Raw genomic sequence first — 24,811 nt, 5'->3', positions numbered from 1 at the left:
CCAGACCGGCCAATTTCATATCAGAAACATAAAAGTCATTCCTAAATCTATCTTTACTTCCGAATCTCATCGGCACGATCTTCGATATCTTCAAAAAAGAGTTCCTGAGCACCCGCAGATTCCACGCCGTAGTATTGATGAACAATCTCATCAATACCCATCCAATTTTTCAGCCGCAAAGCATTAAACAGCACTGCCGCATCATCAAGGTCTTTCTGCGATCTACGATCAGACATCGCTTTCATCGCCAGAAGATATTTCTTCGAATCAAACGTAACTTTCAAACCATTAGCATCGCTATACACTTCCGGATTGTCATCCCCTATGGGCGGCATAACATCATGGATTTGCATATTAAGCCAGTTATTTGGCACATTATTACGATTCCCGACAACTTCCGCCGCGCTTTGAATTTCAGAAAAAGGACGGAACATGGAATCGACATCTTGTGTAGTTCGCAATTCCGGAACGTAGTAGACCATCGCGGTCCCGCCATAAATGGCGATAGTTCCTTCGATTCCGCGAGTATGACACTCTTCAATCAGCTCATCAAGAAGCTGCATCAGTTTTTGTCTGGTCATTTCCATAGCAGCTCACCTCGCGGAATGATTACGTTGTACCACGCAAAGAACTCATCCGGAGGCGTGGCGGACCGATAAATCTTTCGCAACGGGGTCCACTCAGCATCAAGTTTCAGCGATTGAGGGGATACGTCCCCTTTACTCCAGTGCTGATAGTCATAGAGCCCAGCCATAAAGGCCTGCCAACGCACGTCCATCCCCTTAGTGACTTTCTTAAAATCAGCAGGCTCATCATCAGGAAATTCCATCAGATTGCGCATTCCGGCTGAAACACGGGTCCATTGCTCTTCCGTTCCCGAATACTGCTGAATCGACTGCACGAGATCACTCATTGCAGTGCCGATTACGCGAACAGTCACACGCTCCAAAGGGAAAAGCGTCAGCTCATATCCCAAAGTACGCGCCGCAGCATCAACCTTATTGAAAGTGGGAACGGTTTTGCCACTCAACGTTCTCGAGACAACGGATTCAGCCATGTTCGAAGCACGCGAAAAATCCGCCGCGTTCAGACCGGCGTTCTTCATAAGCTCTCGTAACAGTTCATCGGCTTGCATATATGCAAGTCTACACTATTGGCAACCCGAACGCCGATGCGAAATTTCCCGCGGGACGGCTAGACTGAGGAACATTATGGCAGCATTTAGTTCTTTGACAGATAGGCTCTCGAATGCGTTCAAGCATCTGAAGAGCAAAGGCAAGCTTTCCGAGGCTGATATCGATGGTACAATCCGCGAAATCCGCCGCGCGCTGCTCGACGCCGATGTGGCGCTCGACGTGGTGCGTTCCTTCACCGGTCGAATCCGCGAGCGTGCGCTCGGCACCGAGGTTTCCCAGGCACTGAATCCGGCCCAGCAGGTCGTGAAGATCGTCAACGAAGAGTTGACGGCCGTGCTTGGCGCTGGTGTTGACCGCCCGCTGAATTTTGCGAAGAATCCGCCGACCATCATCATGCTTGCCGGTCTTCAGGGTGCTGGTAAAACCACCCTCGCAGGCAAACTCGGCTACTGGCTGAAGGATTCCGGCCACACTCCGCTGTTGGTCGCGGCCGATTTGCAGCGTCCGAACGCAGTGACGCAGCTGCAGGTGGTTGGCGAACGTGCAGGCGTGCCCGTGTACGCTCCGGAAAAGGGTGTGCAGTCCGATGGTGGCGAAGCCGTTGCTTCCCCGGGTCTGACCACCGGCGATCCGGTGAAGGTGGCGCGTGACGCTGTTGCGCTGGCCAAACAGAAGCTGTACGACACGGTCATCATTGATACCGCAGGCCGTCTCGGCGTTGACGAAGAGCTGATGAAGCAGGCTCGCGATATTCGCGACGCCGTGCAGCCGAACGAAATCCTGTTCGTGATCGACGCGATGATCGGTCAGGATGCCGTGCAGACGGCGAAGGCGTTCGATGAGGGCGTGGACTTCACCGGCGTGGTGCTTTCGAAGCTTGATGGCGACGCCCGTGGTGGTGCCGCGCTTTCGGTCGCCTCCGTTACCGGCAAGCCGATTCTGTTCGCTTCCACTGGCGAAGGCCTGAAGGATTTCGAGGTTTTCCACCCGGATCGTATGGCTTCTCGCATTCTCGATATGGGCGATATTCTTACCCTGATCGAGCAGGCGCAGAAGCAGTTCGACGAGGAAGAAGCTCGTAAGGCCGCCATCAAGATTTCCGATGGTTCCTTTGGTTTGGATGATTTCCTCGATCAGCTGCAGCAGGTGCGCAAGCTTGGTCCGATGAAGAATCTGCTTGGCATGATTCCGGGTATGGCCGCGCATCGTAAAGAACTTGAGCAGTTCGATGAGAGGGAAATCGATCGTACTGAGGCCATCATTCGTTCGATGACTCCTGCGGAACGTCGTGACCCTTCGATTATTGACGGTTCTCGTCGAGCTCGTATCGCTTACGGTTCCGGCGTGACCGTTTCGCAGGTAAACGCGCTGCTGCAGCGTTTCGAGCAGGCTGCGAAGATGATGAAGCGTATGAGCAACAAGGCTGGCGCTGGCATGCCTGGCTTTGGCGGCCCTGCCATGGGCGGCGGCAAAGGCAAGGGTAAAGGCAAGAAGGGCAAGAAGAAAGGCGGTAAGTCCGGCAATCCGATGAAGCGCGAGGCTGAAGAGAAAGCATTGCGCGACAAGCTTGCCGGCAAGAACTCCAACGGTAAGTCGTCCGGCGGTTCCGCTTTTGCCAAGAAGCCGCAGAATCCTGCACTTCCTGCCGGATTGCAAGACATGATGGGCGATGCCGGTGAGCTGCCACCGAACTTTGGTGGCGGATTGTCTGGCTTGCTGCACTAAAGCAAGCGACGCGAAAACAGTAACGTAAAAAGGGGATGTGATTCAATACGAATCACATCCCCTTTTTACGTACTCCAATCAGTTGTTTTCAGATGAATCGACTACCGCATAATCGCCATCAACTACTTCAACGTCAGCGTGGCAACAAGCGCAAGATGATCGCTGCCTTCAACGCAGAACGAACTCACGTCGGAAGCGTCCAATCCCTTGGTGAAAAGCACATGGTCGAGAATGATGCGCGGCCACGGCAGCCATGCTGGGAACGTGGCATGACGGCCCTTCGCCTCGCACAAGGCAGCATCCTTGAATCCCGCATTCAGCAGCTTGCGAAAGCTTGGATGATCGGTACCGGAGTTCAAATCACCCAACACAACGGTAATGTCGCCCTGCTTCTGCGTGGTCGCCAATTCCCCCAAACCGATGATGCCGGCAGACCATTCCTTGCATCCGCGCATCGGCGACTTCGGATGTGCCGAAACAAACGTGATGCCGCGCATCGAATCGATCGGGAAGCACACGCCCGGCACGTCGGCCGCGGGAATCACCGCAGTGACCGGAGACATGTCGCTTGGTTCAATACGAATCCACACACCGTTGAATCCGCCATTATCCGTTCCCTTATTCTCCCCCAACTGACGATACGGAAGCAAATCAGACAATCCCGAAGCGTCCAATTGCGCAACCAGATCGTCTGTCAATTCCTGCAATGCAAGTACTGCAATATCATGTTTTTTGACCGCACTGACGATTGCCGCAGCGTTGGCGCGACCGAATCTGCAGTTGAGTGTCATCACACGGAAACGGCCATGTTTCGCGGATTCCGCAACAGCTTCATCACCTGTTTCACGAGATGTTTCACGCTTTTCCGCAAGTTTTTCGGCGACCCTCTGCGCAGTATTGGGAGAATTGAGATTTTCCATCCAATATGCGATTTTGCGCAGCAGCGACGCAAGACAGACCGCCGCAGCGACTCCCCCGAGAGCCGGCTCATGCAACGCGAAACCGGCGACGGCAATCACAAGCGTCGGAATCCACAGCAACGGAATCAACGCAATCAAATACGGCAGCGGCAAACGACCATCCCAACCAGCCGGCATCTCGCCAAGCGCAATCCATACAACGCAAATAATCAACGCAATCCAAAGCGCGATAATCATTCAGGCAACTCCCCCTATGCAAACCGTTCACTCCGAACGGACATACGCAAACTCGGAACCTCCAAGTGTAGCCAGCCTGCCTGATTCCGACGATTCCGCCATGTAGACCCACGCAAACATCTCACGAATGCCAGCAAATGTCCGATTCTGCCGATTCGGTCATTCAAAGCATCATATTCGCCGCATAATTGACCGTTTCCGCAGAATCAGACAAACGACTTCCCGGTTTTGCATGGATTCGGAAAGTCGCGTAGAGCGGAAAACATTCTAAGACCCATCCGTCCGTACCCCACGGTTATAATCGTTAAGTTATTCGCGCGCGCGAGGCCCTCTAACTATCGCGTGACGTGAGGAACACGTGGGTTTCGGATTCCGTGCCCCACACAGAAAACGAAACGCACACCCCTAGTTATACAAGGAGAGCCATTTTGGCAACCAAGATTCGCCTGAAGCGCATGGGTAAGAAGTTCTACGCGTTCTACCGCGTGGTGATCATGGATTCTCGTACCAAGCGTGATGGCCGCGCCATCGAAGAAATCGGTACCTACAACCCGAACACCCAGCCTTCGACCATCGTCATCGATTCCGAGCGTGCTCAGTACTGGCTCGGCGTCGGCGCCCAGCCGACCGAACAGGTGCTGAACCTGCTGAAGATCACCGGCGACTGGCAGAAGTTCAAGGGCCTTGAAGGCGCTGAAGGCACCCTGAAGACCGTTGAGGCCGGTCCGGATGCCGCCGCTCGCGTTGAGGCCGTTGAGTCCCAGGCTCAGAAGCTGAAGGCTGCAAAGTCCGAAGCTGACGCCAAGGCCAAGGCTGAAGCCGAAGCCGCCGCTACCGAGGAAGCTCCGGCTGAAGAGCCGGCTGCGGAAGCTGAGTGATCATGCTCGCCCAGGCTGTGGAACATCTGATTAAGAACATCGTCGATTTTCCCGACGATGTTTCAGTGAAGTCCCATGAGAACGCGCGTGGCGAACTCATTCGCGTGCGCGTCAACCCGGAAGACATCGGTCGCGTCATCGGACGCAGCGGACGCACGGCAAATGCGATTCGCACCGTGGTGCAGGCACTGGCCGACCACAAGGTGCGCGTCGACATCATGGACGTGCGCAGGTGAGATCCTAGCGTGGTGCGTGATATGCATTCTGACGACCCTCAACAGCCCGAGCTGCTGAGGGTCTGTCGTATCGGGCGTGCGCAGGGACTCAAAGGTGAAGTCACCGTGCAAATCTTTACGGACGAACCGGAATACCGGTTCGCTCCCGGTGCTGTGTTGTACACGAAAGACGGCGAAGAAGAGTATGTGGTGGAGAACTCCCGTACCTTCAAAAACCGTTGGATCGTCAAGTTCGAGGGCATTGACAACCGCGACCAGTCCGAAGCGGCCAACGGCATTGTGCTGTATGGCGAGGCGGACGATCCGGAAGACATGCTTGAAGCCGACGAGTGGTATCCGAAAGACCTCATCGGCCTTGAGGTGCGACTAGCCGAAAACAATATGCTTGGTCTCGAACCGGGCGTGGTGGTCGGCAAAGTCGTTGACGTGATAGAAGTGGCCCAATGGCTGCTGAAGATTCGTCTCGCCAATCCGGTGAAGGATGCCGACGGCGTTGTGGTTGAGAACAGCGCGCTTGTGCCGTTTGTGGATGAGCTCGTGCCGGACATCGACCTCGAAGAGGGCTATCTGACCCTCGATCCGCCCGGAGGACTTATTCCGGGTCTGTGATCGTTTGCGATCACATATCTATCTCAAGGTGGGCATTGGATTTCCAGTGCCCACCTTTACGTTTTCCGTCACTTGGCAGACATCCCGGTATTCTGAACATTATGAAGATCGATATCGTGTCTGTTTTCCCGGAATATTTCGAAGTGCTGAACCTCAGTCTGCTCGGCAAAGCGCAGACGAAAGGTCTTGTGGAAGTGACCGCGCACAATCTGCGCGACTGGACGCACGACGTGCACCATTCCGTCGATGACACTCCTGTCGGCGGAGGCGCGGGCATGGTGATGAAGCCAGAGGTGTGGAGCGAATGCCTTGACGAGCTGCTGCAGCTTCAGCCGGCTACAATCGAAAATACGAAAAATATGGAAAATATGGAGGATTCCGCAGATTCCTGCGATACTTGCGATTCTGGCAATTCTGCAACTGTTGCAGTTCCCGCAGAATCCGGCAATTCCGGAAAAACTGACACTGCACAATCGTCCGCAGGTCCTGTGCTGATTTTCCCGAATCCTTCCGCCCCACTGTTCACACAACAGGATGCGACGGAATTGAGTCATGCCGATCATCTGCTGTTCGGCTGCGGCCGTTACGAGGGGTATGACGCGCGTATTCCGCAGTATTACCGCGCGCAAGGCATTGACGTGCGTGAATATTCGATCGGCGATTATGTGTTGAACGGCGGTGAGGTCGCGGTTTCGGTCATGTTGGAGGCAATTACGCGACTGCTGCCCGGTTTTATGGGCAATGCAGAATCGATTGTTGAGGAATCGTATACGGGCGAGAACGCGCTGTTGGAACATCGCCAGTACACGAAGCCTGCCGAATGGCGTGGCATCAAGGTTCCGGACGTGTTGCTTTCCGGCAATCATGCGAAAGTGGATCGTTTCCGCCGTGATGAGGCGCTCCAGAAAACCGACGAGTTGCGTCCGGATCTGATCGAAGCGCTGGATTGCACCAAACTCGACAAAGCCGATCGCAAGACGCTGATGGCGCTCGGTTGGGAGGTTTCCGCCGCTCACCCGCGCAAACGCTAGCTTTCAAACGCTTGTTTTTACGCGGAATAATCGCAAGTTTTTTGCGATTATTGCTGATCGTTATCGGAGATTGGCTCGCTGGGTTCAATGTAGTAGACGGCGGTTTCGCCATAGTCGCGCCGATCGGTGATTTCCCAGTTTGCGGGGGCCGTGGGAGCTTCGGAACGGGTAGATCGTTCCAGCATGATCACCGTGTTGCTGGAGGTCAGTCCACGGCTGGCAAGATCGGCGAGCAGCTGGTTGCAATCATTCGTTTCGAAGGCGTACGGCGGGTCGATGAACACCATGTCGAACGGTTCAACGGCCGAAGCCGAAGCCGCGTATTTTTCCGCGCGGGCCTTCACCACGCGGGCGCTCATGCCATGTTCCCACGAACGGTTATGCTTCAACGCGGTCAGCGTCTGCGCGATCAATGCGGCCGCCGGAGCGGAGGATTCCACCGCTACCAGCTCTCGCGCGCCACGGCTCAATGCTTCGATGCCCAAAGCGCCGGTTCCTGCAAACAAATCGAGCACGCGGGCATCGTCCAACACTCCCCACGAATCAAGGTGCGAGAAAATCGCCTCTTTGGTGCGATCTGTAGTCGGTCGGGTACCCGACTTCGGTGTGGTCAATGCCACACCTTTGAATCGTCCTGAAATTACGCGCATACGCACTACTTTAGCGTGGCGGGCTTAATTTTGGCGCGCCCGGCTCTTTTAGGCGTGCCAAACTAATTGCTGGTCAGGAACATTTCGTTGCCGCGCGTGAAATCCAATACCGCTCCAGCCAACTGCACAAATCCAAGCAAATCGGGATCGGCCGCAACAAGCTGCGTGGCCTCGGCCCGTGCCTGTTCGATGATCTTCATATCCTTGACCACGCGCAGCAGCTTCAATCCCGTTTTTCCGCCGGATTGCGCATCTCCGAGCACGTCGCCGGCTCCACGGAATTCCAAATCGGCCTGTGCGATTTCAGCACCATCCAACGTGCCCTGAATCACGTCAAGACGGCGGGCGGCGTCACTGTCCGCAGGCGCACGCGAAATCAGGAAAGCCCCCGAATCGGTGCCGCCACGGCCGACGCGCCCTCGCAACTGGTGCAATTGCGAAAGTCCGTACCGATCCGCGTCGAAGATCACGATGCAACTGGCTTTCGCAACGTCCACGCCGACTTCGATCACCGTGGTCGCCACTAGAATCGGCGTTATGCCGGCTTCAAAATCAGCCATAACCTGCGATTTTGTGGTGTCATCGTCGCGCCCGGTCAATGTTGCGAATCGAATGCCTTTGAATTGCGGCAACGATTGCAGACGCTCCACGATTTCTGCGACGGAATGCAACGGGGGGCGTTGCGCGCGCTGTTCATCGTCTTCACCAAGATCGTATGCTTCGTCAAAGGCGGGAACCGGCGAGCCCGTGGTTTTCGAGCTTGAAGCAGCCGACTCCGCCAACACGTCGTCCGCATTCTCGGAATCGTCGTCGATACGCGGGCAGACCACGTAGGCGCGCTCCCCCGCATCAATGCGCTTACGGATCAGGGCGAACATTTCGCCCATCAGCGACGCATTGCTTTCCGGCACCACGAATGTGCGAATCGGCTTGCGGCCGCCAGGAAGTTCGGTCAGCGCAGAAATATCAAGATCGCCGAACCAGGTCATGGCTGCGGTGCGCGGAATCGGCGTGGCCGTCATGACCAGCAGATGCGGCGCAGTAGCCCCCTTGGAATTCAACGATTCGCGTTGCTCCACACCGAAGCGATGCTGTTCGTCGATTACCGCCAGTGTGAGGTTCGGTGCCTGGAAACTCTTGGAAAATGCGGCGTGCGTCGCCACGACGATACAGGGCATGCCTGATGCGGCTGCGGCGAGTACGCGGCGACGTTCGGCAAGTCGCATGCCTCCCGTAAGGAGAAAGACGGGAATTTCCCCATCTTTTGTGCCGAATATATCGTTCCCTTTGCTTGGAATACCCACTTTTTGTGCATCGGAAATATGCGATTGCTCACTTCGTAATGTAATCGAATTGTCGTTATTTGAGTTATCCACATTGGAAATTTCGGCTATGTCAAGCAGATCGGCAAGTTGTGCACCTTTATCCACAGCATTATTGTTGATAGTTTGTTGTGCGGATTCCCCATTTTGTTGGATTGCTGACGCTTTCGTTGGCGCAGTATTTTCCCGGATTTCAGAAGCTGTTTTATCGTCTGCATCCGTCAATTTCGCCACCATTTTGGAAATGCTCGCATAATGTTGTTCGGCAAGAACCTGCGTTGGCGCTACAAGCACGGCCTGCCTGCCTGATCCCACAGCCTGCATCATGGCTGCGACCGCGACCACGGTTTTGCCGGATCCAACCTCGCCCTGCAGTAATCGTTGCATGGGGTAGTCGCGCGTCATATCGGCGGAAATATCGGCAATAACCTGCCTTTGGCCGCTCGTCAGAGCAAACGGCAGTGAGGCAATGAAATCGTCTTTCAACCGCGTTACGGAACATGCGGTCGCCTTGTTTTTGCGTGATGCGTCGCGTGCTTTGACGAGTGCGGTCTGGCAGATCAGCGCTTCCTCGTATCGCAACGTTTGCAGGGCGTTGTCGAAATTCTTGCGATCGACCGGATCATGAATCGCCATGAATGCTTCAGCGCGATGCATAAGCCCATATTGCTCACGAAAATCTTCCGGAATAATGTCGGGAATAGCAACAGACAACGATTTAATCTGCACTTCACGATCTACTTGAGGAGCGTCAAACTCCCCTTCTTGTGCGATATTATCCGAGGAATTATTTGGCGTTTGCGATGGCAAATACTCGCTTCCACGCAACGCATCCATGTATTTCAATACCGATTCGTGAATATGTTCGCTGGAAATCCTGGAATTCGCATGATATACCGGTCGCGGACGGCAGACTCGTTTCAATGCTTCATCAACCGTTTGCGCATCGTATTTCAGATTACCAAGCGGTGGATTTGCAGGATCGCCGAAACCGTCATTCCATTCCCCGCTTTCTGCCTGCGATTGCACGGGATTGATGGTAAGCAGGTCGGGATGTGTGAATTGCAAACGATTGTCATACACGCTTGGCTCGCCTGCGACGACCAGCAGCGCTCCCGTGTGCAATTTGCGCTGCACCCAGTCGACATACGATTTGCGATATGAGAAGAAAACCAGCGACGCCAACGATTTTGGGGTGTTGCGACGGGCTGCGAAATCATCGTCGGTGACTGTTGCGATCAGACGGAAGCCACGACGAGCCATGGGGAAAACACGCGTTTCGAGCACATGCGCGGCGAATGCCATTTTCTCCCCGATTTTCGCCTCGTGCAGTGCGTGTGCTGGAACGGGGTCGGTTACGCGGAACGGATAGTAGGTCAGGGCGTCGCCTACGGACACCACGCCAAGCGATTTCAGCGCGCCAACCCTGCGGCGGTTGCTTTCGATTGATGAAATCGGTGTTTCCAGTGTGGTGCTCATAACGCACCATTCTCCCCATTTATGCCGACAGATGCGGTTTCAGCGGGCAAAATTCCCCACCCACTGGAACAATCCGGACGCTCACAAGCCCTTCAACGGGCAAAATCCTCCACCCACTGGAACAATCACCCCGCAAACAAGCCACTCAACGACCCAAAACGTCCACCCACTGGAGAAATCCGGACGCAACACAGCCTTCCGACGGGAAGATTGTTCCACCCACTGGAAGAATCGGTACGCTCAGAACCCCACCAACGCTCCAAAACCTCCACCCACTGGAACAATCCGGACGCTCATGACCTAGGCGCACAAAGCAAAACCCCGGCGACCAGTGGTCTACCGGGGTTTCAAGCTGTTATTTCGCGATTCACGCTTCAACGCGCTGAACCTTGCCAGCCTTGATGCACTTGACGCAAACGCGAACGCGAACGTTCTCGCCGTCGATGGTGGTGCGAACCGGCTGCAGGTTCGGGCGGAAGGTGCGCTTATTGCGAATATGTGAGTGCGAAACGGTGAAACCGGTCTGCGGTCCCTTGCCGCACACTGCGCAACGAGCTGCCATAATGGACTCCCTATAAATTACTATTGACTTGCAAGTCTGCGCGTTCGACACCATACAACTGAATGCACGGCAGAACACACAACTTCTCAACTATACAACCAGCCCCAGCCAATCGCAAACCAGATTGCAAACCTGTGGATAGAAATCGCCTTGGATTCCCCGGAGTCATGGCGCTTGTTCACAATACTGAACATCAATCACGCATCAGTCGCAATGTTCATGCATTGTTCATGCGTAACGGCAGAGCGCATCCCTTACGTCCATTTAAGATGAACTGTAGTGTATACAACAGTGAATTGACGGTTTATTCGAAAGAGTCAACAATCATGTCTGAACGCGCAACAGCGCCCACAACTGCGCCCGACGCAACTTCCACGCCCGCAGCTTCTGCAACATCCGCAACATCCGCAGAAAATCTGCTGAAACCCAACGCAAAACTCACCACCCGCGAAAAAAAGTGGATCGTCTACGATGTCGGCAATTCCGCATTCGTGATGCTGTCGACCGCCGTCGTGCCAATCTACGCGAACTCGCTGCTGCAGTCCGCCGGCCAATCGAATATCGTGTCAACATGGGGGTACGCGCAGACCATCGCGTCGCTGATCATCGCGGTGATGATGCCTGTGCTCGGATCCATGGCCGACGTGCAGGGCATGAAGGTGAAGTTCTTCACCGGATTCTTCCTGACGGGCGTGGTCGCCTGCTGTGCGATGGCGTTGCCGCTCAGCTGGCTCGTTTTCCTGGTGGTGTGCATTCTCGCCACGGTCGGCCTGAACGGTTCTCTCACGTTCTACGATTCCATGCTGGTCGATATCACATCGAATGAGCGTATGGACCGTGTGTCCTCACATGGTTTCGCATGGGGCTATATTGGCTCCACGATTCCGTTCATCGCCTGCATCGCGCTGATTTTCGGCGGTCCGTCGTTGTTCGGATGGTCCACGGTGGCATGCACGCGCGCTTCGTTCGTAATCACCGCATTGTGGTGGGTGGCGTTCACCATTCCGCTGCTCACCAGCTATAAGCAGGTGCATTACCGCGCTACCGCGGGTCAGACCGGTGAGGCCATCCGCGGCACACTCGCAGAGCTCGGCTCCACTTTTCGCGCAATCCGCAAGAACAAGCCGCTGTGGATGTTCATGATCGCGTTCTTCTTCTATATTGACGCGGTGAACACGGTGATTTCCATGAGCACCTCATACGGCACGCAGTTAGGCATCGACTCCACGCATCTGGTAATGGCGCTGCTGGTCACGCAGTTCGTGGCATTCCCGAGCGCAATCGCGTACGGCAAGCTGGCTGGGCATTTTGGCGCAAAAACCATGATCGCCACCGCCGTGATCGCTTATATCTGCATTGTGCTGTTCGCCGCGTTCTTCTTGCGTTCCGCTACGGAATTCTGGATTCTTGCGATTCTTGTCGGCTTGTTCCAAGGTGGTATCCAGGCGTTGTCGCGCTCGTATTATGGCAAGATCATCCCAAAGAACCGTGCCAACGAATATTACGGTTTCTACGATATTTTCGGCAAAACCGCTTCGATTATCGGCACTTTCCTCGTTGCGACCACCACGTCGCTGACCGGCAACGCTTCGGTAGGCGTGCTTTCAATCGCAATCCTGCTGATCGTCGCCCTCATCTTCCTGCTCCTGCAGAAGGACCCAACGCAAGCGTAATGTCCAATCAGCAACAGGAACGCCGAAGCAGCGATAAAACGGCAGACCCTACCGCCCGAGCAGCGACCTGAAACAATTTAGCCCTGCACAACGCACATATTTTGACAGGGCGGTAGTTGTCGCAAATTCTGCGACAACTACCGTTGGTAAATCGAACGCTATAATCAGAAACTTTCAGATGCTGAGTTCCATGCAGTACCCCCTGTGACCGCAATGCGGGCAGGTAAGCTTGCGTGTCTTGGGCGTGTGTGCGGCGAATACGAACTCTCGCATACCCGGCTGGAAGGTCTCATGGCAAGCCGGACATAGGTACTGCACGCGGGAGCGATAGTACTTCATCGCCGCAACAGTGAGCGCAATCGCCAGCAGAACGGCGACCGGCAGCGGCCACCATACGTCTGTCATCACACCGATGACGAGGCATGCAATTTGCAACAAAGTCGCGGGCAATGCGATTGCCAGCATGACAAAATATGTGGTACGCAGGGAATGAGTGGTTGTGGTGTTCATAACGGTTGCCATGTCGGTTAATGTTGACGATACGAAGTCCGACGCCGAGACCGTCAGTGCTTTGCGCAGCTGCAAGCAGTCATCAAGACGTTGCTTCTGCTCGGCGATACCCGACTGCAAGGATGCCGTCTGCTGATCCAGCAAATCAACCAGCACCCGTTCCGGCCGCTCGTCCGACAGAATCGAGCGAATCTGCTCCAGCTTGAAGCCGAGTCCTTTGAGAAAAAGGACTGTAGAAAGACATCCGACCATCGCAATTGCGCACTGGTTCACAGTGAATACCCCGAACCAGTTAGACGGCAGAACAGAATTACAGCCACACCTGTTCTTCAGGCTTTACCTCGCCGACCGCATTGGCCACACGTATGGCATCATTCCGACTCAATCTACCGGTGAATCCCTGTAGATCCGACCGGAGGAACCGCACCAGCTGCGCGCAGCGAGCGGTCGTCAGATGGGTAAGCCCGGCATGCTCATACTCGGGCAGTTGCACATCGCCCGCCCCATGCCAGGTTGGATTGCTGGTCAGTTTCACAGCCACTCCACCGTCGTCGTCGGCTTGTATGACGATGGCGGCCACGTAATGGTTGCGTGATTTCGTCGGATCATCCTCGAACCGCACCTGCATGCGATACACGTCGAAGACATGCAATTGCTCCGGAACCGGCATCAATTCCGGAATATCATGATTATTCGCCATCGCGCCACGCCTTGGGCAGTACGGCAACACCATCGGCGCCCCGGCTTGGATTCAACACCATGGCGTTCGGCACTTCGACCACCGGATATCCCTGTTCGTCGACCCCACGGTACGTAACTCCATTGGCGGCAACACGTCCCACGCGAGGCAGCACGGGTTCAGGCGCCTTCACCTCGAACGGAATACGACGCTGCGACACCAACTGCACGCTGGCCATATTCACGAACGTATTGAAATTCAATCCCATGGAATCAAGAATGGCGTTCACTTCGGCTTTGAGATCATCATCCATGCGAACAGTGGTAGTGCTCATAATGAATCCTTTCCAAAGCCAATTATATTACTAATGACTTCTTTTCTCAATATAATCCGTAGGATGCTTAACGCTTTTGCATCATGACCTTGACATCGGGACAATCCCGCGTGAAACCAATCTCTGACTTTGCGCTCATCAGCTGGGGAGCTCACGGTCACACTCATACGTCGCAGACCACGGGCCTCACGCGCTTCCTCATTCCACATCTGTGTTAACAACATGTGTTAATCGCATGCATCGCCACCATGATTCCCCGATGATTTCAAGGGTTCCCCGGTCTCACTATTGTTTCTTCCCTAAGACCGCTTCGACCATCGGCACCTCCCTGGTGGCCACGACCACGTCGCTGACCGGCAACGCTTCGGTAGGCGTGCTTTCAATCGCAATCCTGCTGATCGTCGCCCTCATCTTCCTCCTCCCGCAAAAAGACCCCACCCGTAAGTAGTACTTGTCTACTCAATGCGCATGTAGATTCAATCGCCACAACCGATTGATTCTGCGTGCGCATTCCTAGGTGATGCCGTTTTTCCGATGTCAACTTACGTCTGAAAAGTCATGCATGGCAAGAGTCGACCGCGTAGTAATCGCAATTGCATTCTTCTTCAGAGTCTGCGAAGAAACGCAATGTTGATTCGAAAATCAGAAGAAATTGAGGGCACGTGCCACTTCGTCGACGATGTCGAGCATGGCGCTGCGCGCACGTTCAGGCTCTCCCTTGGCGATCGCGTCGGCTACGGCATCATGCGCGTCAAGCGCGGCGGACTTCGGCTTCATCGGGTATTTGCCGAGTTCCACGCGCCCGCGCAGCACGGTGGCGATGGTATCGGAAAGCGCGGCGAACAGCTCGTTGCCGCTTTCATGCAGGATCAGCGTATGGAATTCCACGTCAAGATCATGGAATTGTGCGAGCCCGGCTTCGCCTTCCTCGTTGGCTTCGGCGATCTGCCGCATTTGCGCCGCGTACACGGGGAATTTCGCCTTGACGTCGATGGGGGCAAGACGTGCGGCGGAAGCTGCTGCAGCCGGTTCGACCGCTAGCCGCAGTTCGGTGAGGGACGACAGCTGCTGCTCGCGTTGCGCGGAGTGGAGGCGCCATTCAATCACCTGATGGTTGAGCGCCTGCCATTCGCCGAATGGGCGTGCGACAAGTCCGATGCGACGTTTGACGAGTACCGCATTCATGGATTCCAGTGTTTTCGCGACTTCTCGCGCCACGGTTCTGGAAATACCGAAACGACTTTGCAAGGCTTCCAACGTAAGGCTTTCGCCAGCCTTCCACTCGCCGTCAAGCATTTCGATGGCGAGCGTTCGACTCACCGAATCCTGCATCAGCTCACCGCCGGCATTTTCTGCGATTACCGTGCCTTCAGCCATCGATCGCTCCTCCCTTGCCCACTCCACAACATGCCTGCTTTGTTTCACGGTATGTTTCACATATTCTGCGACACGCACAGCAATCACAAATCGCAGATGATTGCATATCTGCGATTGCGTAATTTACCGCCATTTTGCACTATCTCCAGCATAGCAAGTCACACGATTTTTCCAATTCGTAGTACTTTTTATTTGACTGATACTACTTTTACGGTTTATAGTAATCTTATTCCTGGTGCGAAGCGGCACAGGATCGTCAATAGCAAGGAGAGCAACATGAGCATTCACGTAGTGGTGATGGGCGTTGCAGGATGTGGCAAATCCACCGTCGCAGAAGCCATCCATGAACGACTCGGATACGTATACGCGGAAGGCGACGACTTCCATCCGCAGGCAAATATCGACAAAATGTCAGCCGGCATTCCACTCACCGACGAGGACCGCTGGCCGTGGCTGAACGTCATCAACTCCTGGATGGTGGCACGCGAGGCGCTCGACGAAAACACTGTGGTGTCCAGCTCCGCGTTGAAGCGCAGCTACCGCGAGGTGCTCGCCAAGGACGTGCCCACATTCTTCATTCACCTCAACGGCAGCCACGAGCTCATTCAGCAGAGACTCAGCGAACGCAAGGGCCATTTCATGCCGCCCGCGCTACTGCCAAGCCAGTTCGCCATTCTTGAGCCGCTTGCTCCCGAAGAGAACGGCGTGGAAATCTCCATCGAAGGCAGCGTCGACGAAATGGTCGACCGTGCCATCGAAGCGCTGAACGCCTATGCGGCAACCGTGGCCGCGACCGTGACAGCCCAAACCGCAACCCAGGCCGCCTAACCCGCCATCCCCTGGTCCAAATGTGTCCGATTCTGCCGAAACGGACAGCCACACACCCAAAACCAGCCTGCGAACGTCCGATTCTGCAGAAACGGACACGTACGCACCCAAAATGGGCTTCCATATGTCCGAATCTCCAGAATCGGACAGATCTAGCACGCCAAACCCATGAATCGAGGAGGATTCATGAACCTCATTGCAGCGGCGATCATCGGCATCGCCATCATCGTTCTACTTATCGCGGTATGCAAAGTGCATCCGTTCCTCTCCTTGCTTGCCGGCTCGTTCACGATGGCCGTATGTGCAGGCGTGGAATACGACGAAGCGTTCGGCAGCTTCACCTCCGGCGTCGGCTCCACCATCGCCAACGTCGGTCTACTCATCGCGTTTGGCTCGATCATTGGCACGATCCTGTTCAAGTCGGGCGGCGCCGACACCATTGTCGACACCATCATGGCCAAAACGCCGTTGCAACGCTTGCCGTGGGCAATGGCACTGATCGCGTTCATCGTCGGCATTCCCATGTTCTTCGAAGTCGGCGTAGTCATTCTCATTCCGGTGGTGCTCTTCGCAGCCCGCCGCGCCAAGGCACCGGTTGTGCTGCTGGGCATTCCGGCCCTCGCAGGCCTTTCCACCCTGCACGCGTTCGTGCCGCCGCACCCCGGCCCGCTCACCGCAATCGGCGCATTGAACGCCAACCTTGGCATCACCCTGGCACTCGGCCTGCTCGTAGCCATCCCAACCGTAATCATCTCCGGCCCGATCTTCGGCAAACTCGCCGCCAAGTGGGTGCCGATCACTGCCCCCGAAAACAAGGCTGAGGCCGAAGCGCCAAAATCCGCGGAAAACCGCCCGTCCTTCGCATCCGCAATCGCCGTCATCCTGCTGCCGGTCGTGCTTATGCTCGCCGCTTCCATCGTGGATCTGACCGGTCAAAGCGAAACCACGTGGGGTCGTGCACTCGCTTTCATCGGCACTCCGTTGACCGCGCTGCTCATCACCACCGTCTTCGCCATGGTCGCCCTCGGCTACCTGCAGAAGTTCTCCCGTGACGCCGTCAACGGCATGGTCGGCCAATCCTTCAGCTCGGTCGCCGGCATTATCTTGATTGTCGCGGCCGGTGGTGGCTTCAAACAGACGCTCGTCGATTCCGGCATTGGTGACGTGATCGCCAATTCGATCACCGAATCCGCCATGAATCCGCTGATCGCAGGCTGGCTGGTCGCCGTGCTCATCCGCCTCGCCACCGGTTCCGCAACCGTCGCCACCGTCACCGCTTCCGGCATTATGGTGCCGCTCGCCACCGGCATGAGCCCGACGCATTTGGCACTGCTGGTGCTTGCCATCGGCGCAGGATCCGTGTTCTTCTCACACCTGAATGATGCTGGATTCTGGCTGGTCAAGGAGTATTTCGGCATGACTGTCGGCCAGACGTTGAAGACCTGGTCGTTAATGGAAACGATTCTGTCGGTCACCGGCTTGGGTTGCGTCATGCTGCTTTCGCTAGTGCTTTGACGCACGATATTCCACACATGAATTGAGATATACGATTCGCACGTCTCATATCTGAACAACATATCTGAGATGCAGAAATTACAGACCTGCCGTCCATCTGTTGCTTGTCGCCTTCTCTTCTGCATTGCGGAAGGCGACAGCGATGTACGGGCGGCACCAATCCCAATCAAATCCACAATTCCACATCAAACACAACCGTAGAAAGAAGAACATCATGCAGTTGGCAATGATCGGTCTGGGCCGAATGGGTGGCAATATGGCGAAGCGCATCACGGCAGCCGGGCACGAGGTGGTCGGATACGACCGCTCCCCCGAATCGGATCGCACCGTGGCAAGCCTCGAAGAGATGGTGACCGCGCTCACCGCGCCGCGCATCGTGTGGGTGATGGTGCCCGCAGGCGAGGCGACCGACAGCACCATCAACGAATTGGCGGAACTACTTGAGCCCGGCGACATGATCATCGATGGCGGCAATTCCCGTTACACCGATGACGCGCGTCACGCGGCCGAACTCGAGCCGAAGGGCATTCACTTCATGGATTGCGGTGTTTCCGGCGGCGTGTGGGGCATCGACCGCGGGTATGCGCTCATGGTGGGTGGCAGCGAAGAGGATTTTGAACGCGCCCGACCGATTTTCGAAGCGCTCAAGCCTGAGGGCGATTCCGGACTCGTGCTCGCAGGACCGGTTGGCGGCGGCCATTTCGCCAAAATGGTGCACAACGGCATCGAATATGGCATGATGCAGGCGTTCGGCGAAGGTTTTGCCACTATGGTGAAATCCGACCTCATCAAGGATCCGGCCGCCGTAATGAGCTCGTGGCGAGACGGCTCCGTAGTGCAGTCCTGGCTGCTCGATCTGCTGGCCATCGCGTTCAAGTCGGATCCGACACTCCAGTCCATGCCGCCGGTGGCCAACGAATCCGGCGAGGCGAAGTGGATGATCGAAGCGGCTCTCGAACTGGGCGTACCAACCCCCGCCACCGCGGCCGCACTGTACGCACGTCAGACTTCCCGCGGCGGTGCGGATGACATTCTGCGCGTAGTTTCCACCATGCGCGCCCAGTTCGGCGGTCACGTCACCAAGATTGACGAAATTGCCACACACTGATTGCGTCATGGTCGGCGAGCGCCACGTACCACGCGCCGACCATGCATCTCGTTTCGTAGATTTCGCCCGGTCTCCCGCCTCCACCGATTTCGGGCGAACCCATATCCGCACACATCAAAAAACAATATTCGTTATATGTGGCAGATTCCCCATCTCAGGAAAGATGATATTCGCTATATGTGGCAGACCTACTAGGCCAAACGTCACTTAGGGGGCAGGTTTTATCCCCCCTAACCGTCGTTTTCCGCATAAACCTGCCACATATAGCGCAAACGACTTTTTCAGCGGCCGTAGACTTCGTGCACGAACTTTTCAAGCGCGGCGATGGAACGCTCCACCTTCTCCGTGTTGATGCAGTACGCCATGCGGAAGTAGCCGGGCACACCGAAACTGTCGGACGGCACGAGAATCAGATCGTAATCCTTGGCTTTCATGCAGAACGCGTTCGCATCCTCCTCAAGCGCCTTCGGGAAGATGTAGAACGTACCACCCGGGCGCACCACGTCGAATCCGAGCCTCACCAGCGCGTCGTACAGGAGGTTCATGTTCTTTTCGTATACGGAAAGATCGCTGGTCTCGTCCACCACCTTGGCCACAGCCAGCTGCACGCTGGATCCTGGGCAGTTATGTCCGGTTTCGCGGCTGACCTGCCCGCACATCGGCACGATCAGTTCGGCGTCGGTGGCACGCGGATTCACCGCCACATAGCCGATGCGCTCGCCCGGCAATGACAACGACTTGGAGTACGAGTAGCACGAGAGCGTATTGTCGTAGAACTTGCTCGGATACGGCTGCACACCCCCATCGAATACGATTTCGCGGTACGGTTCGTCGGAGATCAAGAAGATGTCATGGCCGTATTCAACTTGCTTGGCACGCAGGACTTCAGCCAGTCGTGTCAGCGTTTCGGCGGAGTAGACGGCTCCGGAAGGATTGTTCGGCGTGTTGATGAGCACCGCGGCGGTACCCGGGTTCAACACCTGTTCAAACGCTTCGAAGTTGATTTGGAAGCTTTCGGTATCGGCTGGCACCACGGTCAGGTGCGCGCCGGTTCCGTTGACGTATGGCTGGTACTCAGGGAAGTAGGGGGCAAACGTGATGACTTCGTCCCCCGGCTTGGTCACCACGCGCAGTGCGTGGGCCAGCGCGCCAGCTGCTCCTGTGGTCGGGAAGATGTAGTCGGCCGTGTAGTCCATGTCGAAACGACGGTTGAGGCTTTCTGCAATGGCCGCACGCACCGAGGCAATGCCCAGCGACGGTGAGTATCCGTGCAATGCGACCGGTTCCACCCCCTGGTACAGGGCGATCATCTCGTCGGTGAAGCTTTGCGGACAGGGCACGCTCGGATTGCCCAGCGAATAGTCGAACACGTTCTCATAGCCGATTTCGGCGCCGCGCACGGTCGCATATTCGCTCAGCTCGCGGATTACGGATTTTCCGCCGAGCATGGCTTTGTAGGCTTCGTTGATCATGGACAACCTCCCCGTCGTTCGTTCATTTCGCGCTTTCGCACGTTCGCGCTGCCACGCACGTTCGCATGTGTTCGCACATTTGCGTTTTTCGCAGGGCAATCCGCGGAAAAACGCCGCTATATCGTTTTTACCACCGGATTGTCACAGCCGGCTTTCGATGGTCACTTGGCAGACGGCGGCTGCTGTTGCGAAATCGCCATGCTGGGCACGAATCCTTCGCTGAAGATCCTGCGCCAATATTCGAGCATGTCTGCTTTCGACATCGACATGAACATGCCTGCCGCAAGCACGGCGACGTCCTCGTTGAATACGGTGTCGATCGGCAGTTTCTCATGCAGTTTCGGCCAGCGCTGCAGTACGGAAAGCATTCCGCCGACTGTGAAGTCAAGCATAAGATCGGTTTTCAGATCGAGATTGTCGGCGTTCAGCCCAAGTACGGAAATCATGGTGAGTCGCCCGAATTCCTTGAGTGACGAGACGAGTTCCGGCGAGCTGTGCGGGCCGGCTAGCAATGCCAGTCGGTCGAGGCGCTGGCGCTGTTCCGGATCGCGCAGTAGTGCGGTGACGTGTTTGCGCCATTCGACGTCCGGATCGAAATCTCGTCCCGGTACGCCCGGCATTGGCGTGTTTTCAACGGCATGCAGGATTGCGGAGTCGGCGAGTTCCGGCAGTCCGGAGAAATGGTAGTAGAAGGAATTGCGATTCACGTCTGCCGCGCGAACGATGTCGGTGACGGTGATTTTGTTGTACTCGCGTTCCGAAAGCAGCTCCCAGAATGCGTTTTCGAGACGTTCTTTCGCCGGCAGGATTTCTGAGTCTCTGCGTGGTCGTGGCATCAGTACCCCCTGATAATTAGTCACGCTGCCTTATAACCACATTTATTGTACAAGCTGTCTAGACCAAATTTCGGCAAATGTCGTATACGAATTCACGCTTACGACACAAGTACGCTACATGCACAGCGCCCGCCCATGTTCGCACAGTGCTCACACCTCATTCGCACTTCACTTTCGCTGAACTTTCGGATTGCGCGCGAGCGCCGCCTGCAACAGAATCACCAGCGCCTGATTGATGTTGCGCCGATCCGCACTGCTCAAGCCAACATATGTGCCGAGCATTTCGGGAATTACTTTCGGACCGGCTGCCACGATCGCGGAAATACTGCCCGCCCCGGAAGCTTCGAGCACGGAGAACAGCGCGTCGACCGCATGCTCGCGCTGTTCTTTGGAAAGTCCCGCAAGCCAGCCGTTCAGCGACTTGTTGAACACCACTGAACTGTCGGCCACATCTTCGGCCTTGGCGAATTCACCCCCGTGCATCTGCCACGAGAAGGCGAAATGCTGCATGATGCCATCCACGTCGGATTTCACCACCACGCAATGTTCGGGAGTTTCAAACACCATGCCCACCACCGAGGAGTCCGGCACGATTTTCACGATGCGGTCGCTCACGCTCGCATATTCGAAGCTTTTCACCACTTCCTCGGGGAAGCCCGGCCCGTCGAGCGAGTAGATGCGTTCAACACGATCCTTGATCTCGTCTTCGGCGTTCATGGCCGCATATACGGCCAGATTACCGCCTTTGGAGTGACCGGTCAGCAGTATCGGCCCATCCCACAGCGAGGCGACTTTTTTCAGGTATTCAGCTGCGGAAACCTGTGCTGGAACCGGGTATTGGAAGGCCATGTTGAAGTCTTCCTTCCATCCGACCAGCGAATCATCGGTGCCTCGAAACGCCACAACCAACGTTCCCGACGGTAGCCGGAAAGTCACTGCCGCGAACTGCGTTTGCGCGTCGCCATCAAACTGCTCGCAGTACGCGCTCATTTCAACGTCGGAAAACCGCGGGTTCGCCGCCACAGCATGGTAGAAGTCGTGCGTCACCTGCGGATCGACCAATCCCACGTTCTCCACGTCATGGTCGGCTACGGGCTTGTCGTGGTTCAGCTCGTCATCGGCACGCGCAATCGTCGCACCGCCAAACGGGGGCGTGCGCAGCATACGCAATGATGCGATCGGACGTCGAATATCGAATTGCTTCGCACGCGCCTGCAACGTACCGTATTTCGCTACCAAATCGTCCAATAGCAGCACGCATTTCGGCACTTCGTCGTACGAAAGCTGTGCCAACACCAATGCGTCGGCCTCGCGGAACGGCAATGCCTCGAAACTGCGCGTTTCCGTGCGCGCATAGTCAATAATGTTGCCCATCACGCATCCCCCTCCTTGTCGTTGCGCAGTTCACCGACAGCGACTTTCGCCGCACTGGCTGGAATCGCCTTGAGCACATCTTTGATGAGTTCGCGCGTTTCGACGTCGGTGCCCCTGGCGGCCGCCACGATTTTCGGCAGCGAATCCGTCCAATTCGCCGCCAAATCAGCGATATTACCGTACCCCGCTGCTGCGAAGATGTCGTACATCTGGTTGATGGCCCGTTCGCGCTGTTCCTGGCTTACGCGGTCGAACCATCCATCAATGGTTTTGCCGATGAGTTGCGCGCCGCTTGTCAGCTCGCTTGCCCGCTCGAATTCGCCGGATTGCGTCACCTGCCAGCTTGATCCCATATGCTGCAGAATGCTTATGGCGTCGGCTTTGACGAGGGTTGGTTTGATTTGCGATTGCAGCAGCATGCCGATGATGGAGGATTCCGGCACGGTCTTGTCGATTCGTGCCGCGATTGCCTGATATGCGCGGCTATGCACCATGACTTGCGACATTCCAGGCCCATCATGTGAGAAGATGCGGGAGATTCTGCAGTTGCGTCCCGGCACGCTTCCGCCGAGTGCCGGTAGCAGTCCGAGCCGCTGCGCGCGCTCGCTGGTCGCTGCAATATCGCTTTGTGTGATTTGCATGGCCGCGTATACCGCCATGTTGCCGCCTTTGGAATGCCCGCCGATCATAATGCCGGGCGATTCTTTCGCCGAGAGCAAACGTTCCGTCCTATCCAAAATTGAGTCCGCATATCGATATGCCGATTCTTGCGACGGCACTGGGCAACGCACCGCCATATTGAAATCCTCTTTCCAACCGACGAGCGTGCCGTCAGTGCCACGGAACGCAACATATAAGCCGAAATCGGCACCCAAATCGAAAGTCATCGCAGCGAATTGCTGCTGCTCGCCCTCATCCAAACGTTCGGCATACTCCCCCACCCGCAATCCGCGGAATCGCGGTGATTCGCAAACCGCACGCAGCAGCGAAAGCCGGTAATCATTCATTTCAGAGGAATTCGAAACAAACATCTCATCGTAGCTTTCGGCGCGCAGCAATTCACGAATCGGCACGGTCGCCACCGACTTGGCCTCGCCGAATACTGGAACCAAACCCAGCAATCGCATGTAGGAAAGCTCGGAAAGCACCAAGGAATCGACATTGCTGAACGCCAATTCGCCAAACCCGCGGAACTCTCGGCGCACATAATCCACCACATTGCCCATGCCTCAACTTTAGCCCGTTCGCGGCTCCGACCACATGCCACCACGCGCATTTCCCCACATGTTCTCGCACACACCCCCGTACACCCACGCTCAAACCGACTCAGCCACACACTGTAGGATATGTGCGAACACCAGTTGCAAACACACATCGCAGGTGCAGCGAACGCAAATCGAACGCACCAGTAATGCATGCAACAAACTTATGAAGGGACGCTCCAGAACACCATGGAACCGATTGAAATCGCTGTGGATTGGCTGAAAACCAATTCCGGAAAAATCATTCTGCTCATTGTCGTCGCACTGCTTGCGGCCGTTATCGACAAGGCGCTTACCCGAATCGTGAGCAAAGTGCTGGACCGTTCGCAAGTGCCGAACGCTTCGATTTTCATCAATATTCTGCGCGCGGTGGTGTGGACGTTGGCTGTGGGCACTGTGCTGCAGCCGGTGTTCGGCATTAATCCGACCACGATTTTCACCGCGCTCGGCATCGGCGGCCTTGCGGTGTCGCTCGGCATGAAAGATACGATCGCGAATATCATCGGCGGTTTCGGTCTGATGCTTGGCCGTGTAATCCAGCCGGGTGATCTGGTGAATGTGGCGGGCACCGATGGCGTGGTCGAAGATATCAACTGGCGTCAGACCGTGGTGCGCGAGCGCAATGGCAACGTCAAGATCATTCCGAATTCGATTCTGAACACCACGTCACTGGAAAAACTCAATCCGTCCAATGAGATGCTGGTTCGCGTGCCGTTCACCGCCAAGGCCGGCACCGACATCGACGAGATGACCCGTCAGGTGGTTCAGGCCGTGCAGCGCGATACCGCCGATTTGGCCGATCCGCGCTTCCCTCCGAAAGTGAGACTGACCGGCTACTCCCCTTACGGCATCAATGTCGAAGTGTGCGCGTACGCCAAGCCGGGATCGTTGCTTCCCGACATGATCAACGCCGTGGCACGTTCCATCGCCAATGCTGATTTTCTTGAGAATCGCGCCATCAATGGGGAATCATAATCCCCTCACGAACACAAGAAATCGCGATTGACCCATATATATAAAAAGTGCCGCATGCAGTATTCCACATGCGGCACTTTTTT

At 55.9% G+C, this 24,811-nt stretch carries 25 protein-coding genes; 11 read left to right on the top strand and 14 right to left on the bottom strand.

The genetic code is table 11. The features are described 5' to 3' along the window. Positions 1-53: 53 nt before the first annotated feature. The gene (locus tag BBKW_RS01145; RefSeq protein ID WP_128832442.1) at positions 54-587 is read right to left on the bottom strand and encodes a hypothetical protein; all 534 of its coding nucleotides are present in this window, start codon (positions 585-587) and stop codon (positions 54-56) included. Then, positions 578-1,135 (bottom strand): helix-turn-helix domain-containing protein, encoded by a 558-nt coding sequence (locus tag BBKW_RS01140; protein WP_048349487.1) that lies wholly within the window; start codon positions 1,133-1,135, stop codon positions 578-580. Before BBKW_RS01140 ends, BBKW_RS01145 begins: the two co-directional genes overlap by 10 nt. 76 nt (positions 1,136-1,211) lie before the next feature. Here BBKW_RS01140 and ffh point away from each other — a divergent pair, with 76 nt between their 5' ends. Next, positions 1,212-2,861, top strand: coding sequence for a signal recognition particle protein (gene ffh / locus BBKW_RS01135; protein ID WP_033500731.1), 1,650 nt, complete (start codon positions 1,212-1,214; stop codon positions 2,859-2,861). A 122-nt stretch (positions 2,862-2,983) separates the two neighbouring features. Here ffh and BBKW_RS01130 read toward each other — a convergent pair whose 3' ends face one another. Then, positions 2,984-4,018 carry an endonuclease/exonuclease/phosphatase family protein gene (locus tag BBKW_RS01130; protein WP_033500730.1) on the bottom strand — a complete coding sequence of 345 codons (1,035 nt, stop codon included), beginning with the start codon at positions 4,016-4,018 and terminating at the stop codon, positions 2,984-2,986. Between the two features lie 428 nt (positions 4,019-4,446). Here BBKW_RS01130 and rpsP point away from each other — a divergent pair, with 428 nt between their 5' ends. From rpsP to trmD, 4 genes are all read left to right on the top strand, one after another. After that, positions 4,447-4,896 (top strand): 30S ribosomal protein S16, encoded by a 450-nt coding sequence (gene rpsP / locus BBKW_RS01125; protein ID WP_033500729.1) that lies wholly within the window; start codon positions 4,447-4,449, stop codon positions 4,894-4,896. Positions 4,897-4,898: 2 nt separating this feature from the next. Next, positions 4,899-5,132 carry an RNA-binding protein gene (locus BBKW_RS01120; RefSeq protein ID WP_003811858.1) on the top strand — a complete coding sequence of 78 codons (234 nt, stop codon included), beginning with the start codon at positions 4,899-4,901 and terminating at the stop codon, positions 5,130-5,132. A gap of 21 nt (positions 5,133-5,153) precedes the next feature. Next, positions 5,154-5,741, top strand: a complete 588-nt coding sequence (gene rimM / locus BBKW_RS01115; RefSeq protein WP_033500809.1) for a ribosome maturation factor RimM — start codon at positions 5,154-5,156, stop codon at positions 5,739-5,741. Between the two features lie 101 nt (positions 5,742-5,842). Next, entirely contained in the window at positions 5,843-6,772 is a 930-nt protein-coding gene (trmD, locus tag BBKW_RS01110; RefSeq protein ID WP_033500728.1) for a tRNA (guanosine(37)-N1)-methyltransferase TrmD, read from the top strand. A gap of 47 nt (positions 6,773-6,819) precedes the next feature. Here trmD and rsmD read toward each other — a convergent pair whose 3' ends face one another. From rsmD to rpmB, 3 genes are all read right to left on the bottom strand, one after another. Then, positions 6,820-7,428, bottom strand: a complete 609-nt coding sequence (gene rsmD / locus BBKW_RS01105) for a 16S rRNA (guanine(966)-N(2))-methyltransferase RsmD (RefSeq protein ID WP_269446988.1) — start codon at positions 7,426-7,428, stop codon at positions 6,820-6,822. A 56-nt stretch (positions 7,429-7,484) separates the two neighbouring features. Then, a complete protein-coding gene (locus BBKW_RS01100; RefSeq protein ID WP_033500726.1) occupies positions 7,485-10,223 on the bottom strand; it encodes an ATP-dependent DNA helicase RecG in 2,739 nt (912 codons plus the stop codon). A gap of 367 nt (positions 10,224-10,590) precedes the next feature. After that, complete coding sequence (gene rpmB, locus BBKW_RS01095) at positions 10,591-10,785, bottom strand: 50S ribosomal protein L28 (protein ID WP_003807649.1); 195 nt, start codon at positions 10,783-10,785, stop codon at positions 10,591-10,593. Positions 10,786-11,111: 326 nt separating this feature from the next. Between rpmB and BBKW_RS01090 the strand changes: the two genes are divergently transcribed. After that, a complete protein-coding gene (locus BBKW_RS01090) occupies positions 11,112-12,458 on the top strand; it encodes an MFS transporter (RefSeq protein ID WP_144314072.1) in 1,347 nt (448 codons plus the stop codon). Between the two features lie 174 nt (positions 12,459-12,632). Here the strand turns inward: BBKW_RS01090 and BBKW_RS01085 are convergent, their stop codons facing one another. Genes BBKW_RS01085 through BBKW_RS01075 form a run of 3 tightly spaced genes read right to left on the bottom strand, consistent with a single transcriptional unit; the run spans position 12,633 to position 13,981 of the window. Further along, the gene (locus tag BBKW_RS01085; RefSeq protein ID WP_284699136.1) at positions 12,633-13,220 is read right to left on the bottom strand and encodes a MerR family transcriptional regulator; all 588 of its coding nucleotides are present in this window, start codon (positions 13,218-13,220) and stop codon (positions 12,633-12,635) included. A 58-nt stretch (positions 13,221-13,278) separates the two neighbouring features. Continuing rightward, entirely contained in the window at positions 13,279-13,668 is a 390-nt protein-coding gene (locus BBKW_RS10665) for a hypothetical protein (protein ID WP_033500725.1), read from the bottom strand. Continuing rightward, positions 13,658-13,981: a type II toxin-antitoxin system RelB/DinJ family antitoxin gene (locus BBKW_RS01075; RefSeq protein WP_033500724.1), complete on the bottom strand. Its 324-nt coding sequence runs from the start codon at positions 13,979-13,981 to the stop codon at positions 13,658-13,660. The genes BBKW_RS10665 and BBKW_RS01075 overlap by 11 nt, the downstream gene beginning before the upstream one ends. A 259-nt stretch (positions 13,982-14,240) precedes the next feature. On the opposite strand from BBKW_RS01075, the gene BBKW_RS10005 reads away from it, so the two are divergent. Then, positions 14,241-14,429: a Vacuole effluxer Atg22 like protein gene (locus BBKW_RS10005; RefSeq protein WP_081962249.1), complete on the top strand. Its 189-nt coding sequence runs from the start codon at positions 14,241-14,243 to the stop codon at positions 14,427-14,429. Between the two features lie 194 nt (positions 14,430-14,623). Here the strand turns inward: BBKW_RS10005 and BBKW_RS01070 are convergent, their stop codons facing one another. After that, on the bottom strand, positions 14,624-15,358 hold the full coding sequence (locus BBKW_RS01070; RefSeq protein WP_033500723.1) for a FadR/GntR family transcriptional regulator: 735 nt from the start codon (positions 15,356-15,358) through the stop codon (positions 14,624-14,626). Between the two features lie 276 nt (positions 15,359-15,634). Here BBKW_RS01070 and BBKW_RS01065 point away from each other — a divergent pair, with 276 nt between their 5' ends. The 3 genes from BBKW_RS01065 (at position 15,635) to gnd (ending at position 18,809) form a co-directional block, all read left to right on the top strand. Further along, positions 15,635-16,186, top strand: coding sequence for a gluconokinase (locus tag BBKW_RS01065; RefSeq protein WP_033500722.1), 552 nt, complete (start codon positions 15,635-15,637; stop codon positions 16,184-16,186). 186 nt (positions 16,187-16,372) lie between these two features. Then, the gene (locus BBKW_RS01060; protein WP_033500721.1) at positions 16,373-17,701 is read left to right on the top strand and encodes a GntP family permease; all 1,329 of its coding nucleotides are present in this window, start codon (positions 16,373-16,375) and stop codon (positions 17,699-17,701) included. Positions 17,702-17,915: 214 nt separating this feature from the next. Then, complete coding sequence (gnd, locus tag BBKW_RS01055; protein ID WP_033500720.1) at positions 17,916-18,809, top strand: phosphogluconate dehydrogenase (NAD(+)-dependent, decarboxylating); 894 nt, start codon at positions 17,916-17,918, stop codon at positions 18,807-18,809. A gap of 281 nt (positions 18,810-19,090) precedes the next feature. Here the strand turns inward: gnd and BBKW_RS01050 are convergent, their stop codons facing one another. The 4 genes from BBKW_RS01050 to BBKW_RS01035 form a co-directional block, all read right to left on the bottom strand. Beyond that, entirely contained in the window at positions 19,091-20,281 is a 1,191-nt protein-coding gene (locus tag BBKW_RS01050) for a pyridoxal phosphate-dependent aminotransferase (RefSeq protein WP_033500718.1), read from the bottom strand. 161 nt (positions 20,282-20,442) lie between these two features. Continuing rightward, positions 20,443-21,117 carry a TetR/AcrR family transcriptional regulator gene (locus BBKW_RS01045; RefSeq protein WP_033500717.1) on the bottom strand — a complete coding sequence of 225 codons (675 nt, stop codon included), beginning with the start codon at positions 21,115-21,117 and terminating at the stop codon, positions 20,443-20,445. A 168-nt stretch (positions 21,118-21,285) separates the two neighbouring features. Further along, positions 21,286-22,491: a DUF2974 domain-containing protein gene (locus tag BBKW_RS01040; protein ID WP_033500716.1), complete on the bottom strand. Its 1,206-nt coding sequence runs from the start codon at positions 22,489-22,491 to the stop codon at positions 21,286-21,288. Then, positions 22,491-23,717: an Mbeg1-like protein gene (locus BBKW_RS01035; protein ID WP_033500715.1), complete on the bottom strand. Its 1,227-nt coding sequence runs from the start codon at positions 23,715-23,717 to the stop codon at positions 22,491-22,493. The genes BBKW_RS01040 and BBKW_RS01035 overlap by 1 nt, the downstream gene beginning before the upstream one ends. 225 nt (positions 23,718-23,942) lie before the next feature. Here BBKW_RS01035 and BBKW_RS01030 point away from each other — a divergent pair, with 225 nt between their 5' ends. Further along, positions 23,943-24,728 (top strand): mechanosensitive ion channel family protein, encoded by a 786-nt coding sequence (locus BBKW_RS01030; RefSeq protein ID WP_033500714.1) that lies wholly within the window; start codon positions 23,943-23,945, stop codon positions 24,726-24,728. Positions 24,729-24,811 lie beyond the last annotated feature (83 nt).

The sequence above is a fragment of the Bifidobacterium catenulatum subsp. kashiwanohense JCM 15439 = DSM 21854 genome, assembly GCF_001042615.1.
In the GTDB taxonomy this organism is placed as follows: Bacteria; Actinomycetota; Actinomycetes; order Actinomycetales; family Bifidobacteriaceae; genus Bifidobacterium; species Bifidobacterium catenulatum.
The sequence above is the reverse complement of the archived record's forward strand: the minus strand, read 5'-3'. Positions and strand labels throughout refer to the sequence as shown.

Coding starts and splice junctions, on each gene's coding strand:
- BBKW_RS01145 (WP_128832442.1), bottom strand. CDS start 587: ATGGAAATGACCAGACAAAAACTGATGCAGCTTCTTGATGAGCTGATT.
- BBKW_RS01140 (WP_048349487.1), bottom strand. CDS start 1,135: ATGCAAGCCGATGAACTGTTACGAGAGCTTATGAAGAACGCCGGTCTG.
- ffh (WP_033500731.1), top strand. CDS start 1,212: ATGGCAGCATTTAGTTCTTTGACAGATAGGCTCTCGAATGCGTTCAAG.
- BBKW_RS01130 (WP_033500730.1), bottom strand. CDS start 4,018: ATGATTATCGCGCTTTGGATTGCGTTGATTATTTGCGTTGTATGGATT.
- BBKW_RS01120 (WP_003811858.1), top strand. CDS start 4,899: ATGCTCGCCCAGGCTGTGGAACATCTGATTAAGAACATCGTCGATTTT.
- rimM (WP_033500809.1), top strand. CDS start 5,154: ATGCATTCTGACGACCCTCAACAGCCCGAGCTGCTGAGGGTCTGTCGT.
- trmD (WP_033500728.1), top strand. CDS start 5,843: ATGAAGATCGATATCGTGTCTGTTTTCCCGGAATATTTCGAAGTGCTG.
- BBKW_RS01100 (WP_033500726.1), bottom strand. CDS start 10,223: ATGAGCACCACACTGGAAACACCGATTTCATCAATCGAAAGCAACCGC.
- rpmB (WP_003807649.1), bottom strand. CDS start 10,785: ATGGCAGCTCGTTGCGCAGTGTGCGGCAAGGGACCGCAGACCGGTTTC.
- BBKW_RS01090 (WP_144314072.1), top strand. CDS start 11,112: ATGTCTGAACGCGCAACAGCGCCCACAACTGCGCCCGACGCAACTTCC.
- BBKW_RS01085 (WP_284699136.1), bottom strand. CDS start 13,220: ATGGTCGGATGTCTTTCTACAGTCCTTTTTCTCAAAGGACTCGGCTTC.
- BBKW_RS10665 (WP_033500725.1), bottom strand. CDS start 13,668: ATGGCGAATAATCATGATATTCCGGAATTGATGCCGGTTCCGGAGCAA.
- BBKW_RS01075 (WP_033500724.1), bottom strand. CDS start 13,981: ATGAGCACTACCACTGTTCGCATGGATGATGATCTCAAAGCCGAAGTG.
- BBKW_RS10005 (WP_081962249.1), top strand. CDS start 14,241: ATGATTTCAAGGGTTCCCCGGTCTCACTATTGTTTCTTCCCTAAGACC.
- BBKW_RS01070 (WP_033500723.1), bottom strand. CDS start 15,358: ATGGCTGAAGGCACGGTAATCGCAGAAAATGCCGGCGGTGAGCTGATG.
- BBKW_RS01065 (WP_033500722.1), top strand. CDS start 15,635: ATGAGCATTCACGTAGTGGTGATGGGCGTTGCAGGATGTGGCAAATCC.
- BBKW_RS01060 (WP_033500721.1), top strand. CDS start 16,373: ATGAACCTCATTGCAGCGGCGATCATCGGCATCGCCATCATCGTTCTA.
- gnd (WP_033500720.1), top strand. CDS start 17,916: ATGCAGTTGGCAATGATCGGTCTGGGCCGAATGGGTGGCAATATGGCG.
- BBKW_RS01050 (WP_033500718.1), bottom strand. CDS start 20,281: ATGATCAACGAAGCCTACAAAGCCATGCTCGGCGGAAAATCCGTAATC.
- BBKW_RS01045 (WP_033500717.1), bottom strand. CDS start 21,117: ATGCCACGACCACGCAGAGACTCAGAAATCCTGCCGGCGAAAGAACGT.
- BBKW_RS01040 (WP_033500716.1), bottom strand. CDS start 22,491: ATGGGCAACATTATTGACTATGCGCGCACGGAAACGCGCAGTTTCGAG.
- BBKW_RS01035 (WP_033500715.1), bottom strand. CDS start 23,717: ATGGGCAATGTGGTGGATTATGTGCGCCGAGAGTTCCGCGGGTTTGGC.
- BBKW_RS01030 (WP_033500714.1), top strand. CDS start 23,943: ATGGAACCGATTGAAATCGCTGTGGATTGGCTGAAAACCAATTCCGGA.